The sequence below is a fragment of the Paenibacillus sp. FSL M7-0420 genome (genome assembly GCF_038002345.1).
In the GTDB taxonomy this organism is placed as follows: Bacteria; Bacillota; Bacilli; order Paenibacillales; family Paenibacillaceae; genus Paenibacillus_AQ.
In genome coordinates this window covers 3,020,447-3,035,384 of sequence record NZ_JBBOCJ010000001.1, presented here as the reverse complement: position 1 = coordinate 3,035,384, position 14,938 = coordinate 3,020,447, and the positions used below count along the sequence as shown (strand labels likewise).

General features: G+C 52.4%; 14 protein-coding genes. 7 read left to right on the top strand and 7 right to left on the bottom strand.

The window, feature by feature from the left end:
• The first annotated feature begins 37 nt into the window (after positions 1-37).
• Together MKX51_RS12750 and MKX51_RS12745 are read left to right on the top strand one after the other, a co-directional pair.
• Complete coding sequence (locus tag MKX51_RS12750; protein WP_340941270.1) at positions 38-481, top strand: MarR family winged helix-turn-helix transcriptional regulator; 444 nt, start codon at positions 38-40, stop codon at positions 479-481.
• A gap of 12 nt (positions 482-493) precedes the next feature.
• Entirely contained in the window at positions 494-1,690 is a 1,197-nt protein-coding gene (locus MKX51_RS12745; protein ID WP_340992614.1) for an MFS transporter, read from the top strand.
• Between the two features lie 352 nt (positions 1,691-2,042).
• Here MKX51_RS12745 and helD read toward each other — a convergent pair whose 3' ends face one another.
• Together helD and MKX51_RS12735 are read right to left on the bottom strand one after the other, a co-directional pair.
• Positions 2,043-4,400 (bottom strand): RNA polymerase recycling motor HelD, encoded by a 2,358-nt coding sequence (helD, locus tag MKX51_RS12740; protein WP_340992613.1) that lies wholly within the window; start codon positions 4,398-4,400, stop codon positions 2,043-2,045.
• 85 nt (positions 4,401-4,485) lie between these two features.
• Positions 4,486-5,541 (bottom strand): FUSC family protein, encoded by a 1,056-nt coding sequence (locus MKX51_RS12735; protein WP_076074501.1) that lies wholly within the window; start codon positions 5,539-5,541, stop codon positions 4,486-4,488.
• Between the two features lie 193 nt (positions 5,542-5,734).
• Between MKX51_RS12735 and MKX51_RS12730 the strand changes: the two genes are divergently transcribed.
• On the top strand, positions 5,735-6,235 hold the full coding sequence (locus MKX51_RS12730; protein WP_340992612.1) for a hypothetical protein: 501 nt from the start codon (positions 5,735-5,737) through the stop codon (positions 6,233-6,235).
• A 91-nt stretch (positions 6,236-6,326) separates the two neighbouring features.
• On the opposite strand, the gene MKX51_RS12725 is transcribed toward MKX51_RS12730, so the two are convergent.
• Positions 6,327-6,998, bottom strand: a complete 672-nt coding sequence (locus MKX51_RS12725) for a phosphatase PAP2 family protein (RefSeq protein ID WP_340992611.1) — start codon at positions 6,996-6,998, stop codon at positions 6,327-6,329.
• A 112-nt stretch (positions 6,999-7,110) separates the two neighbouring features.
• On the opposite strand from MKX51_RS12725, the gene hfq reads away from it, so the two are divergent.
• Positions 7,111-7,332, top strand: coding sequence for an RNA chaperone Hfq (gene hfq / locus MKX51_RS12720; RefSeq protein WP_173126423.1), 222 nt, complete (start codon positions 7,111-7,113; stop codon positions 7,330-7,332).
• A 137-nt stretch (positions 7,333-7,469) separates the two neighbouring features.
• Here the strand turns inward: hfq and MKX51_RS12715 are convergent, their stop codons facing one another.
• The gene (locus MKX51_RS12715; RefSeq protein ID WP_340992610.1) at positions 7,470-8,576 is read right to left on the bottom strand and encodes a lactonase family protein; all 1,107 of its coding nucleotides are present in this window, start codon (positions 8,574-8,576) and stop codon (positions 7,470-7,472) included.
• 184 nt (positions 8,577-8,760) lie between these two features.
• Between MKX51_RS12715 and MKX51_RS12710 the strand changes: the two genes are divergently transcribed.
• Positions 8,761-9,096: a LytTR family transcriptional regulator DNA-binding domain-containing protein gene (locus tag MKX51_RS12710; protein WP_173126417.1), complete on the top strand. Its 336-nt coding sequence runs from the start codon at positions 8,761-8,763 to the stop codon at positions 9,094-9,096.
• Between the two features lie 254 nt (positions 9,097-9,350).
• Positions 9,351-10,529 (top strand): peptidylprolyl isomerase, encoded by a 1,179-nt coding sequence (locus MKX51_RS12705; protein ID WP_340992609.1) that lies wholly within the window; start codon positions 9,351-9,353, stop codon positions 10,527-10,529.
• 108 nt (positions 10,530-10,637) lie between these two features.
• Here the strand turns inward: MKX51_RS12705 and MKX51_RS12700 are convergent, their stop codons facing one another.
• Positions 10,638-10,832: a DUF2188 domain-containing protein gene (locus MKX51_RS12700; protein WP_340941281.1), complete on the bottom strand. Its 195-nt coding sequence runs from the start codon at positions 10,830-10,832 to the stop codon at positions 10,638-10,640.
• A gap of 79 nt (positions 10,833-10,911) precedes the next feature.
• Complete coding sequence (locus tag MKX51_RS12695; protein WP_036729316.1) at positions 10,912-11,511, bottom strand: nitroreductase family protein; 600 nt, start codon at positions 11,509-11,511, stop codon at positions 10,912-10,914.
• Between the two features lie 279 nt (positions 11,512-11,790).
• On the opposite strand from MKX51_RS12695, the gene MKX51_RS12690 reads away from it, so the two are divergent.
• Entirely contained in the window at positions 11,791-13,206 is a 1,416-nt protein-coding gene (locus tag MKX51_RS12690) for a metallophosphoesterase (RefSeq protein ID WP_340992608.1), read from the top strand.
• Positions 13,207-13,502: 296 nt separating this feature from the next.
• Here MKX51_RS12690 and dnaN read toward each other — a convergent pair whose 3' ends face one another.
• Positions 13,503-14,630, bottom strand: a complete 1,128-nt coding sequence (gene dnaN, locus MKX51_RS12685) for a DNA polymerase III subunit beta (protein ID WP_340992607.1) — start codon at positions 14,628-14,630, stop codon at positions 13,503-13,505.
• Between the last annotated feature and the right edge of the window lie 308 nt (positions 14,631-14,938).

Genomic DNA, 14,938 nt, shown 5'->3' with positions numbered 1-14,938 from the left:
TTGTTGTAACAAGTAATTACAAAGGAGCAGCTCATTTATGACTCTTTCATCTCCTCAGCAATTCCTCGGGTTCCTGCTGGGCTCGACCCACCGGAGAATCTCCGTGAGCTTCGCCCGGGCGCTGAAGCCGTATGACATCACACCCGAGCAATGGTCCACCCTGCTGATGATCTGTGACCGCAGCGGAGTCAACCAGAAGGAGGTTGCGGTTGCCTCTGCCAAAGACCAGCCGACTACCGCCCGGATCGTGGAGCTCCTGCTCAAGAAAGGCTTCATTACCAAAACGGCTAACCCCGGGGACCGCAGGGCGTTCCAGCTCTATGCCACCGGAGAGGGGCGGGCGTTAATAGAGAACACTATAGCACTGGAGCAGCAGACTATAGATATGGCTGTAGCCGGGCTCGAGCCGCAGCAGCTTGAAGACCTCCGCAGTATGCTGGAGCAAATCTATCACAACACCGGAAATCTACATCAGGAATAGGAGTCAAAACACTTGAATCAATCATCTGAACGTCTATGGACAACATCCTTCATCACACTCACCCTTTGCAATCTTCTGCTGTTCATAGGACTGCAGATGACCTTATCTACCCTCCCGGCTTATGCGGAAAGTGCCTTGCATGCTTCACCCGTGCAGGTTAGCCTTGTCACCAGCCTGTTCGCCTTCAGCGCGATTGCCTCCCGCCTCTTCTCCGCCAGGGCCTTGGAGAAGGGCGGGCGCAACCTGCTGATCTTCCTCGGCCTTGCCGTTTCCCTCTCTGCGGTGGCGGGCTATTATTTCGCTGGCAGCATCTTCACCCTGCTGCTGTTCCGCATGCTGTTCGGCGTAGGCTTCGGCATGGCCAGCACGGCGTTCCCGACCATGGCCTCTGATGTCATCCCTATCCGCCGCATGGGTGAGGGCATGGGCTATTTCGGATTATCCACCAGCCTCGCCATGTCGGCTGGCCCGCTAATCGGACTCAGCCTCCTGCAAGGACCAGGCTTCGGGACCCTGCTGCTGGGGACGGCTGTCGCGCTTGCTCTGATCCTGCCGATGGGCTTCCGCCTGGCGAAATCACTGCCCGGCGGACATCTGGAGCCGGCCGCAGTTCCGGCTGCAGCTGCGGGAAGCAATCCTTACCGCAGGCTACTGCTTCCCTGCCTGCTTAACTTCCTCTTATCCATCTCCTACGGCGGGCTGCTAGGCTTCCTGGCGCTCTACGGGCAAGAGAAGCACCTCCAGCAAATCGCTTACTTCTTCCTGTTCAATGCCGTAGCCATTGTCGTGATCCGGCCGCTCTCCGGCAGAATCTACGACCGCTATGGTGCAGCTGCCTTGCTCATCCCGGGAAGCCTGTTCATTGTCGCCGGTCTGCTGCTGCTCTCCTTCGCTTCCACAACGGCGGGCTTGTTCCCGGCCGCACTATGCTACGGCTTCGGCTTCGGCTCCATGCAGCCTGCACTCCAGACCTGGATGATCCAGTCTGTCGAGCCGCGCCAGCGCGGGTTAGCCAACGGAATGTTCCTGAATTCCCTGGATCTCGGTGTCGCCATCGGCTCCATGCTGCTTGGCGCTGTCGCCATGTTCACCAGCTACGCCGTAATGTACCGGTATTCGATATTGGCGCCTCTCCTGCTGCTCGCTGTCTATCTTTTGGCACTTGTGGCCCGGCAGAACAGTAAGCGTAAAGCTGCCCTACAGGGCTAGCTTTACGTTTACGTGAAGTGGAGATATCACCACCCTAACAGGATGAAGAAGATTACCTTCGCGCGGGCACAACGTATGCTGTTTTTGACATACATTCAGGCCCTCTGCCTGCTTACACACCGAATGTATACTGTTTTTGACATACATTCAAGCCCTGTGCCTGCTTACGCACCGAATGTATACTGTTTTTGACATACATTCAAGCCCTGTGCCTGCTTACGCACCGAATGTATGCTGTTTTTGACATACATTTGATCCAACACACACCTGTCCACAGCAGCAGGAAACTATGGTTCCCTAATAAAAAGACAAAACCGCCTCGCGTCACACGCGCAGGCGGTTTTATATTTACTCACTTCTCCTGCGTACCAGCCGTAACCGTTTCACGCACAGCAGCAGGCAGGAACGGGCTTGGCTGTCCCAGACTGTAGATATGAAGCAGATGCATCGCCCGGGTACAGGCGGTATAGAACAGCTTACGTTCATGTTCACGCCCGTATTTCTCAGCGGAACCATCATAGATGATTACGGCATCGAACTCGACGCCCTTGGCAAGGTAGGCTGGAAGCACCAGCGTCCCTTTTTGAAAATTAGGCGTTTCCTTCGTGACCAGCCGCACCGGCAGCCGCTTCTCCAATTCACGGTGTACCTGTGCACTCTCTTCTGCTGTCTTGCAGATTACGGCCACATAATGATAACCCTCCGCATGTAGCTTAAGCACATCCTGCTCCACTGAGGAGAGCAGATCGTCTTCACTGTCCACCAGCGTCAGGAGCGGCTCCTCCCCCCGGCGGTTAAAGGGTACGATCTTCTCGCCGCCGGGAATCATCGCCCGCGTGAATTCAACAATCTCATACGTAGACCGGTAGCTGCGGGTCAACGAGATCACCTCGGTGTTCTCTTCGCCGTAGATGCTCACCAGTCCGGCCAGATCTCCCAGCACCTCGCCTTGGGCATAGATGGCCTGATTCAGGTCGCCCAGCACGGTCATTTTGGCCCGGGGAAACAGGCGGCGCATGAATTCGAGCTGGAACGGCGAGTAATCCTGCACCTCATCCACAATAACATGACGGATCAGCGTGTTCGTCCGGAAGCCCTGGCTAAGCTCCTTCAAATACAGGAACGGCGTCGCATCTTCATAGGCCAGCTCGTTGCCCCTAATTGCAGCCAGCGTCTGCGCGCAGATCTCAGCCCATGCTTCAGGCAGCGGCTGGCGGGTATCCAGGCTCTCTATCAGCTCACGACCCTCGAACAAGCGGCTGTACAGCGCCTTCACATCCACGAAGCGTCCGCGCTTGGTCCAGCCGCGCAGCGGCTTGAGGCGCTGGCTGACCACGTAGCGGGCAAGCAGGATCCGCTCCGCATCATAATCATCGAAGCTGTCGTTATGCCCTCCGCCCTTACGGCGCATCTGGTTGTAGGCCCGCTGATAATCGCTGTTGTCCATCAGCTCAATCTGCTCGTCTACCCATGCCGCACTCCGCTCTTCAACGCCGAACGCCGCAATTTTTTTGAGCAGCCAGCCCGTCATCAGCTCAATCCGGTTCGCCAGCTTGATGCCCGGGTCATAGCTGTAGAACTGGCGCTCCATCTCTTCCTTAGAGACAACCGCCTTCCCCTGGAACATCAGCGGCTTGAACAGCATGCCTTCATGCTCCAGCAGATTCACATATTGCCGGATGGCGCTAAGGAAGGCTACTGACGATTTATAAGTAATACCTTCCCGGCGGATATAAGCGTCCTCCCCGTCCGGGGCATTCAGCAGACTCTCCGTCTGGCTGAACACATCCTCCAGCTGAAATTCCTGGCCCAGCCGGTGCTCCAGGTACATCTGGAAGGTGGTCTGCTGCATGTTCTCTTCCCCCAGCTCAGGCAGCACAGTAGATACATAGCTATTGAACAAAGGGTTGGGCGAGAAGAGCAGCATCTGGTCCGCCTGAAGCACCTCACGGTACTTGTAGAGCAGATAGGCTACCCGCTGGAGCGCCGCTGACGTCTTGCCGCTCCCGGCGGCTCCCTGCACAACCAGCATCCGGCTCCGGTCATTGCGGATGACCGCATTCTGCTCCTTTTGGATGGTGGCTACGATCGACTTCATCCGGTCATCGGCGCTGTGGCTCAGTACCTGCTGAAGCAATTCATCGCCGATGGTGACCCCCGTGTCGAACATGACTTCAATCTCACCGTTATCAATCACGAATTGGCGCTTAAGCTCCATGGTACCCGTAATCTGTCCGCCCGGCGTCTCATAGGATGCAGGTCCCGGCGCCCCGTCATAATACAGGCTGGAGATGGGCGCACGCCAATCATAGATCAGGAAGGTCCCGTTATCCTCCATCAGCGAACCGATGCCCAGATAGATGGTGTCAGCCGCAGCATCCCCCGCCTCCGAGAAATCAATCCGGCCAAAATAGGGCGATACCACCAGCTTTTTATATTTTTTGAGCGACTTGCTGGATTGCAGATGATGGCGTTCGCGTTCGTTCAGAATCTGTGCCTGCTGCCGCAGACTGGTTGAAGTCTCCCCCAGATCGTCGGGGCTGCTGAAGTTCACTGTGACCTCTTCCCAGAAGTCTTTGCGCATATCCACGACATCCGTGCGGTGGAGTCCCAGCTCCTCTGACAGCAGCCGGATATGGGTAGACAGCAGCTTGGTAATGCCGTTGACCCGCTCCTGCTCCTTTTGCCACTCGTGATCATGTTTATCCAATTCATTTCATCCCCTTCGGAAGGTTGACTAACAATGTTACCAACTCTGTAGTCCTTTTACAAGTTTTTGCTATATTCATTACGCTCTAGATTTTCTCGCTCAGCACTGCACTTTCCTTGTCGTCTGCGTTCATCCGGTGGATCTGGTCAGCCACCTTATCCAGACGCTCCAGCTGATAGCCGTAGTCATAGATGGCCGCAGCCACCACCGACAGCCGAAGCTGCCCGGATTTCTGCGGATCATACCCGTTAATAGCGGACTTCAGGAAGCGGTCATTGTCCTCCGCCAGCGGCTCGGAGTCATTGGCTCCCGGCTTGAGCTTATCCTCGAATTTCAGCAGAATGTACTCATGATACTTAATCAGCTGCTCCAGATGCCGGTCGAACAGCTCATCCGTTTGCTCCGTCCGGTCGGCCTGGAAATAATGCCGGTCGATCGCCTCAAGCACCTGATAGCCCTTTTGCAGGGAATTCAGCAGGTTTTTGTAGACTACCATCTGCCTCGTCTGACTGTATTTAGCCCTGCGGAGCTGTTTCTGTTCTTCCTCGAACAAGGCGTATTTGTCAGCCAGCGCCTTAATGGAGCCCTCCAGGCCGTTCTTCTCATCCCGGAACACACTTTCCTTCATCTCATGTGACACCGCCGTCCGCAGCAGCAGCGACAGACTGGTGAACACATTCTCGATCTGCTGGATGTACTGCTTGCGCGGCTGAGGCGGGAATACAGAGATATTGATAATAAAAGCCGACAGAATCCCGGTCAGGGTCAGCAGGAACCGGGTTAACGCGAACTGCCACTGGCCGGAAGCCTCCATGACAGAGATGACTGTGACCAGCGTCAGGCCGATGGTATCGGCGCGGTTCATTTTCATGCTGATCATAATCACCAGGATGCATACCAGTCCAACCGCAATCGGTTCATTGGAGAGCAGCATTCCGCCAAGCAGCGCAATCACCGCCCCCATCGTGCTGGTCTGGATCTGATCGAGGAAATACCGCCATGATCTGTATATGGAGGGCTGCATAGCAAAGATTGCCGCAATAGCCGCACCGACAGGAGAGGCGAAGTTGAATAGAACGGACAGATAAAGGGCAAGCGTTACGGCCATTCCTGTTTTGAGTATGCGGGCACCGAAAGCCAAGTCCATCCCTCCCAAGAGCTTGAAGCTTATCATAATTACTGCGGATGTTCATCCTTTATGTATATCTTGTTATTACCCATGAACTGCGCTGGCGAATTTTAGTATGTCTTAAGCCGGGCTTCAGGATTCTTTCAGCTTTCAGGGAATACTGTTATACCGGGTAGTAACTACAACCAACAGAAGAGGTGTATCCATGAAAAAAACGACCCGAACCCTAACCGCATGGGCAGCAGCCATGATGCTTGCCCTGTCTCCAGCCGCCGCCTTCGGCGAGCAGCTTCCCAAAGGCACAGCTACCCCTCCCCCGGCCTCACCGCATACCGGCAGAGAGCATCCCCCTCACCGCAGCGGGGACCGGAATCTCAGGGCCGGAGGCCATTTCATTATCAGCGAAACGGCTGAGCTGCTCGGAATGGGCCGCGAGGAGCTGATTGCCAGCCTGAAATCGGGTAAGACCCTGGCGGGTCTGGCCCAGGAGAAGAAGGGCTGGAGCGAAGACCAGTATGTCCAGAAGCTGAGCGATGCCGCCAGCCTGAAGCTGGATGGATTCGTCAAGGATGGGAAGCTGACGCAGGAAGACGCGGCGAAGCTGAAGCCGGGCCTGCCGACGCTGATTAAGCGCAGCCTCAGCCGCGCAGCCCAGCTTCACCAGGGCAAGCCGTCACCGCCGCCTGCTGCAACGAAGGCCCCCTGAGCGGTAAGGCATCCGGCCTTGAGGAGGACAAGCCAGTCCTCCTTACAGATGTACGCAATATGTAAAAGGACAGGCGCGGAAATGCCCGGAGTTATTTCTTCCGGGCATTCTTTATGTGGTGCGGATTCGCCTTGTAATTCCGGTAAGCCTCGAAGCAGGCTGCCGACAGCATCAGCCAGGCTCCGCTCGCGGCATAGCCGCCGATCACATCACTCGGATAATGCACCCCCAGATAAATCCGGCTCCAGCCGATCCCCCCGGTCATCAGCACAGTGAACAGAATCAGCAGGAACCGCTCGCTCCGGCTGTGCATATGCCGCCACAGCAGGTAGGCAATGACCCCGTATAACGAGAAGGCTGCCATTGAATGTCCACTGGGGAAGCTATAACCAGCCTGCTCAATCAGCCTGTGAATGGTGGGGCGTTCCCGGTGGAACCACAGCTTCAAGAGCGTGTTCAGCAGCTGGGAGCCAAGGCCCACCCACAGGAACAAGGCAAGCTCCAGCCGGTGCTTCAGCGCGAAGAACAAGATGAGCATGGTCAGCACGGAGATCCCTATTGCCAGCTTCGAGGAGCCGACCAGGGATAAGCCTTTGGCCAGCGCAGTCAGCGGCGGAGATTCCATCGATTGCACGAACCGGATCACCGCATGGTCGAAGCCCTTGGCGAAGTCCAGCTTAACCATTAATGCGATCAGGATAAAAGCCAGCAAAAACCATATAAAACGCCGGAATCCGCGGGACCAGTAATGATAATATAGCATAACTACCCCCTTGTCTATTTGTCAGGCCTTATGAACACATTTCCTGGGATGGTCTGTCCCGTGTTATAATGGCCTGGAGAAATTATTTTAATTAAAGATGGAGTGCTGCCAAGTGGAAAGTCTAAAATTGCAGGAACGTTTGTTGAACCAGTGCATCTCAACAAAGATGCCGGTGACGATCTTCACAACTAACGGAGTCAAAATGCAGGGACTGATAACCTCTTACGACGCTTATACGATCACCTTGCAGGGTCAGGGTGACGGAAGACAGAACGTACTCTTCAAATCGGCCGTCTCCACAGTGGTGCCGCTGAAGCCCGTCTCGCTCAAATAAGCTGTCTGCACGGCGCACATTCTAACCTAAGCTCTTACCCATGAACTGTCTACGAACTCAAAAGGAACACCGGAGCAGCATCCCGGTGTTCCTTTTGCCGTTGTCTCCTCAGGTCCAGCAGGGGCAGGCAGCCTGTCCTACGCGGGGAAGACCGCCGGCATTACACACACCGGCTTCGACAGCTCGGCTGTATTGCCGGTGAAGCTCAGGCGGCCGCTGCCTTCGTCCAGGGAGAAGACAACCAGATTATTGCCGTCCCGGTTGGCAACAATCAGATAGGCACCATCCGGTGTAACCGTGAAGTGACGGGGATGTCCGCCTCTGGTGGATACATGCTCTACCAGGGTCAGTCCGGCCGTCTGCGGATTTACAGCGTACTGAACGATGCTGTCATGCCCGCGGTTCGAGCCGTACAGATATTTGCCATCCTTGGAGAAGGTGATCTCTGCACAGCTGTTCTGTCCGGCCCCATATCCATCAGGCAGTGTGGATACGGTAGCAGCCGTCTTCAGGGTTCCTGCCGCAGCATCATACAGGAAGGATGTCACCGTGCTGTCCAGCTCATTAATGACATAAGCGGACTTCCCGTCTGGATGGAACACGAAATGCCGCGGTCCTGCCCCGGCATGCAGCGGGGTGTCTCCAATCGCTTCCAGCGTTCCCGCCTCTGCATCTATCCGGTAGCTGCGGATCAGATCCAGTCCCAGATCCGAGACGAACAGGTAGCGTCCATCAGGGCTGAAGATGGCAGAATGCGGATGGGGACGGTCCTGGCCCGGAGTCCCGCCATGTCCCTTATGCTGAGCGATATCCGTCAATGCTACAGGTAGTCCGTTCTGGTCCAGCTTAAGCAGTCCGACCGATCCCCCGTGATAGCTGCATACGACCAGATGTTCATTCCTCACATCCCGGTTAATGTTACAGGTCGTGCTCTGGCCTTTGCCTTCCGAAGGCATAGTCTGAATCCGCTGCAATTCGCTCAGCTTGCCTGTCTCAGGATCGATAGCGAAGGTTATAACCTCCCCTTCTTTGCCGCCCGTACCGTTCGGCTTCTCCCCTATGGCATACAGCTTCCGGCCGGAAGGGTCCACATTGACGAACGTTGGATTCGTCAGGCCTTCTGCGGTATCCAGCCGCTCCAGCGTGCCTCCGGCTTCACCGTCAAAGGCAAACACCTGGATTCCGCTCTCATCTGCGTTGGCATAGGAACCGGTAAATAACAGCAGCTTCGATTTCTCGTTCATCTAGAATTCCTCCTCAAGTTAAACAGCCATCTATATAATTTACAATTTTTCGTGAGGGTTGACAAATGCAACGGAAAAAATGACAAAAAACATTTCAAAAATAAGACTTCTCAAGCCGTTCAGAGTATGATATAATGAAAGCGCTAACATTAATGTTATTAATCAAGATAAAGGGGGAACACGAATGAGCAGCCTGCTGGAAGCCAGAAATGTATACGAGGACTTCGAGGTGGAGACAGACATTCTGTTCTTTAAGGTCGGGGACCATGACCTGGTCATTTTTCACGGCAGAAACTACAATATTAAAAAGAGAATGACTGCCGAGCAACTGAACCGCTTATTGTCGAGCAACAGCTATTACCATGTGTACGGTGGCTGCTACGTGAACCTGAACAAGATCAGTTCCATTGAGGACGACTGCATCTACTTCGGTGAAATGGGCCTCTATGCCAAGTCTGTACGGGTTCCAAGACGCAAGCAGGAGAACATCCGCCATTTGCTTAAGGGACTGAGCTCTTAAGCCGGAGCGTTATCCGCACACAGCTTGCACCTTGGTACTATTCTATGCGAATCATTACAGTCTCTCTCATCAGGCCGGAGCGCATATGGGGACACCCGTGCTGCTCCGGTTTTTCCTGTGTTTTACCTGTTTCTTAATGGAATCTTAAAAAGTAATTGTGCTTTTTTATACTTTCTTAAGGTTTGGAATTCTGTTTTCTGGTAAAGTTGTAGAAAGACAGGCACCACCTATATTGAAGGGAGTCATTAATTATAATGGACAAAAAAGATTTCAATGAAAATGAAAAGCTAGAAAACGGCATTACGCCGGAAGAGAACGACGCTTCTGTGAGTACTCCGGAAGAAGTTATTGAACCTGCCGGAACAGCCCCTGTACCGCAGGAACCTGTACGAACAGCTCCAAGAGTTGAAGAAAGCGTTCCCGTGATGAACAAAGTCGGCGGCGGCGGTACTCCTCCTTCCTCACCTGCTCCATCCGGCGGCGGCAAAGGCTGGATGATTGCATCGCTCGTACTGGCAGCGGCGCTAATCGTAGTGCTGATTGTACAGCCTTTCAAGAAAGATGACAGCAAAGTTGCCGTTGCTTCCGTGAACGGAACAGACATCACCAAAGCGCAGCTGTATGATAAATTGGTTGAAGCCGGCGGGGAATCCACCCTGCAAAACCTGATTACCACCACACTGGTAGGCCAGGAAGCCAAGAAAGCCAACATTAAGGTTACCGATGCAGACATCAATGAAGAGATCGAGAACCTCAAAACCCAGTTCGGCGGCGAGGAAGCTCTGAATAACGCTCTGCAGCAGAGCTCGATGACCATTGAAGACCTGAAGAAGCAAATGCCGCTCCAGGTTGAAATCCGCAAGCTGGTAGAACCAAAGGTAACGGTTACCGATGATGAAATCTCCAAATATTTCGAAGAAAACAAAGCGAAATACAATCAGGAGGAAGAGGTTCGTGCTTCCCACATCCTGGTGAAGACCAAGGAAGAAGCTGACGCCATTCTGAAGCAACTCAAAGACGGCGGGGACTTCGCCGCACTGGCTAAAGAAAAATCCGCTGACACCGGCTCCAAGGACAAAGGCGGCGATCTGGACTTCTTCAAACGCGGCGACATGGTTGCTGAGTTCTCCGATGCCGCCTTCAAGCTGAAGGTTGGCGAAACCAGCGGCGCTGTGAAATCCGATTACGGCTACCACATCATCAAGGTGACTGACCGCAAGGAAGCCAAAGAATATACACTGGCCGAGAAGAAAGACGAAATCAAGAAGACACTGATGTCCCAAAAGGTATCCGAAATGTCCGCTACCTGGCTCGCTGATCTGAACAAAAATGCCAAGATCACGAATACTTTGACCGATAAACCGGATGCGTCTGCTACTCCGGCAGCCAGTGAAGCACCTGCTGCTGCAACAGAAGCTCCTGCAACGAAATAACTCTGTTGATGGACAAGCTAGTTATACAAAGAGGACAGGCGGATAACCGCTTGTCCTCTTTGCTTATGTCCAGATGGACGCCTTACCAGCGGAGCCCACGCTGAACGGTCAGTGATCCTTTTTGCGGATCTGCTTATCGTGATTCTCGCCCCACTCCTTGGCTTGTGCAGTGGCAATGGCGATAGCCCGCCCCTCCTCGTAGCCTTCTTCCAGCAGGGCGTTGGCAATCTCCACCGCTTTGTTGCGAACGGGGGCCATGAAGTTCTTCAGTGAATCCGGATAGTTATCTTTATCCCATGGCATTATAAAAACCTCCTTGAACGGGCTATATTCATAATTAGCCGGATCAGGGAGGTTCTAAACTGCTTATCGCAGGGTTTCCTTACTTGATTACCTTCACACGTTCTTCAATCGGCTGGAATTCCTTCTCGCCTGGAGGGGTTAAGATGTTGCCGAATGGCATCTGGGCAATCAGCTTCCAGTCCGCAGCAATACCGAAGGTCTCCTTCACTTCATCATCGATCAGCGGGTTATAGTGCTGAAGGGATGCTCCCAGACCTTCTTCGGCGAAGGCAGTCCATACTACGTATTGCAGAATCCCTGAGGATTGGTTGGACCAGATCGGGAAGTTCTCAGCATACAGTGCAAAGTTCTCCTGCAGGTGCTTCACTACTGCCTGATCTTCGTAGAAGAGCACAGTGCCGTAACCGGCCTTGAAGGAGGACAGCTTCTGAGCCGTGCCTTCGAATTGTTCAGTAGGAACGATCTTACGCAGGGTTTCTGCAGTAATATCCCACAGCTTATCATGTTGTTCGCCCAGCAATACTACAGCTCTGGAGCTTTGCGAATTGAAGGAAGTTGGGCTATGTAGAACAGCCTCTTCTACAATCTTCTGAATTTGTTCATCAGAGATTGGGGATTCTTTACTGATGGCGTATATGGAACGTCTGCCTTTTACCGCTTCAAAAAAAGTCTTAGACATAAAATAACTACCTCCATTTAATTAAGTAACTTACTTTTTTTAATCATAACACTGTTCCGGTCTGAATACAACACATCATTCACAAGTTTTTCCTGTACCAGCGCTTTATTTTGTATATCCGCTCTTAGTGTCGCTGAATTGCCTTCAATTATGCACCTTCCACTATTTTCTATAAGCTATTATAGAGGTTTAGAAACAACGGCTAACATATCGTATATACAACCCCCTCATAAATAAGCTACAATGGTTCAGCCAAAAATACAGAAAGAAGGTTAAGCCATGCGCGCCTCTCTTCATAACCGCACAACCCATGCGGTAAAGCTCACCTTAATGATGCTCCTCTCCTCCACCCTCATCCTCAGCGGGTGTGAAGACTCCGCTTCTTCTGCCTTGAACGCTGTTCCAGCAGTTGCTGAGGCCGTGACCCCTGCTATAGAACCCGGAGAACCTGTATCCTTCTGGGTCGCGACCGATACGCATTATCTGGACAAATCCCTGGAGGACGGCGGTCAGGCCTTCCAGACCTATGTCACAGGCGGCGATGGCAAAATGCTTCCTTACAGCGATGAGCTGACCGAAGCTCTGGTCCGGGATGTGGAACAGAACAAGCCGGCTTTTCTCATTCTGAGCGGAGATCTCACCAATAACGGGGAAGCGGACAGTCATCAGGAGCTGGCTGCGAAGCTGCACCGGATGGAGGCTGCCGGAACCCGCGTCTACGTGACTCCGGGCAACCATGATATCAACAACCCCTGGGCCAGATCGTTCGACGGTGACAAGCAGATCGTTGCCAAGCATATTAATGTAGAGGATTTCCTGCGCATCTATGACGATTTCGGATATAACGAGGCGGTCTCGCGGGATGCGGACAGCTTAAGCTATGTGGTGAAGGCCGCTCCGGGCCTGTGGCTGCTAATGCTTGATAGTGCCCAGTATGCACATAACGAAGAATATAATTTTCCGCAGACCGACGGGCGCCTGCTGCCGTCCACCCTTGCCTGGATCGATGACAATGTGAAGCTGGCCGCTCAGGAGCATGCTTCGATTATTACAGTGATGCATCATAATCTGCTGAGCCATACCTCCATGGCCGTATCCGGTTTCAAGCTCAACAACAGCCAGGAGACGATGAAGGCTTTTCGCAAGAGTGGGCTAAACCTGGTATTATCCGGGCATATTCATATGCAGGATATCCGCCGCGATCCTCCGGAAGCCTCGATAGATCCGGCCTTGCCTGTCTATGATATTGCTACAAGCGCCATGGCGGTGAATCCGCACCAGTACGGCAGAATGACCTTCGATCCCGTTTCACGGGCCGTGACCTACCACACCGCTCAAGTAGATGTTGACGGCTGGGCCAAGGCCAACCACAAGACCGATCCGCACCTGCTGAACTTCAAGGCGTATGCGGAGCAGATTTTCGCAGAAAACTCATATGACAAAGCGATGAACCGGTTGAAGGAGAGCAGCTTCACGGAGGCGCAGAAGCAGTCGATGGCTGAGGTGATGTCGAAGCTGAACGTGAAGTATTTTGCCGGGAACGCTGCTGATTCGCTGGAGGAGATCCGGGCGATGCCGGGATTCAAGCTGTGGGAGAGTATGGAGGGCGGCTTCATGTCGGGATATATCCGCAGTATGGCGGAGCATGCAGAAGTGAGCAATACCTCGCTGGAGATGGTTCTGACTACACAATAGCAGACAGCAAAGCCTCCCTTACGTTCGGCAATTCCTTGTGCGAATTGGTACATAGTTAAGATTTGAAATCCAAGCTGGGTCGTCGCTGCGGTGAACATTTGGACTTACGGCCGCTGTTGTCCCCAGATTTCTTAATATAAACCACTGTTCGTGGTAGAAATCCGGTGACTGCTGATGCTTCCGATGCGAGCTTTCCTACGGAAAGCTTTCAGGCGGTCGCTATCGCTCCTACAGTTCCAAATTTCCCCTCCGCTTCTTTTTGCTTTTTTTACGGATAACAGAGCTATGCCTTACGCTTACTTTGCAGTCCGCACTGGAGTAATTAGAAAAAAAGTTGAAGAAAGATCATTCAACGGGTGTATGACTATTGGGCTCATTTTGCCGGCGAACCTCAAGCGTATGAACTCACTACTCGTACCATGCAGGATGTCTGCAACATACTTTCCATTTAGCGAGATCGTGAAATCCTCCCCGTTCTTCTCTAGTATAGATACCTCGTCCTCAATATCTCCGATTTCTGCGGTTTGGGATGACAAACGTAGTCTGTCGGCAGTGGTCTCTAACCTTATAATACTTTCGCTGGCCAATACCGTCGTCCGTTCGACGGCTTTTAACAGAGGAGCTGTTCCAATTGTAATCTCTGATATAAAAGTGTGCGGAATCACATGGTGCAGGGACGGGTACTCCCCTTCAATTAAAGCAGATTGAACCAAAATATTGTTAGCTGTGAATCTAACATGATGGTTACTTACTTCAACTTCTGTTGTTCTGTCCTCGCCATCCATGATTTTAACCGCTTCAACTAAATTTCTGCCAGGAACAATAATATGCCTCTCCATCTCAGCATCATGTTCCACATCTATAGTCCGGGAAGCCAGACGGATACCGTTAGTAGCCGTTAACTGAAGTCTGTGATTTCGATACCGAAAAGAAACCCCTGTTAAAACAGGTCTTTGTTCTGATAAAGAAACCGATCCTGCCACCTGTTGGATGGAAGACTTCAACTGATCATTATTAACGACTAGTTTGAGTGCAGGATGATTCTCCGCAGAGTGTATGGCCGGATAATCCACAGCATTCATACAGGATAACCGTATTCTTGTATGTTCTGAGGAGATGGTGAGCATTAAGGATCTGTCGACTTCTAAAGTAATCATACCGGAGTCAGACTTACGTATAACTTCGCAGAAATACTTTGCCGGAACAACTACTTCCCCAATTCTCTGAACCGTCAAAGAGGTATTCTCCTGGGGAATATGGTACTGAATAGTCATACTGTTATTGCTTGCGGTAACTATCAGTTCGTTGGTTAGAGCTCGTATATGAACCCCTGCCAGCATGGGAATCAGAGGGTTTGTCGGTACAGCCTTTAGCACTAGCTGAAGGGCTTTGAGAATAGTATCCTTGCTTACGTTGATCTGCACTGGCCTCACCCATTTCCATAAGTTACATTATAAATTACTAGACTCAATCAGAGATCGGATCAGCTCCGACCGGGACAATTTATGCTCTGTGCAATGCTGTTCGACCTTCTGCCAAAGCTCATTAGTTAAGGTAACCGAGACTTTTTTCGTTACACCTATGCTCTTACGGCCCGCCCCCTCCCGGGGACCTCCTCTTGCGGACATGAAGCCTAATTGACCTTCTTTATTGGAAATACCTATTTTTAGATCATTTTGACTCAATTTGATTCTTCCTCTCCTCAAATGATTTTGGTTACCTTTTTCAATTC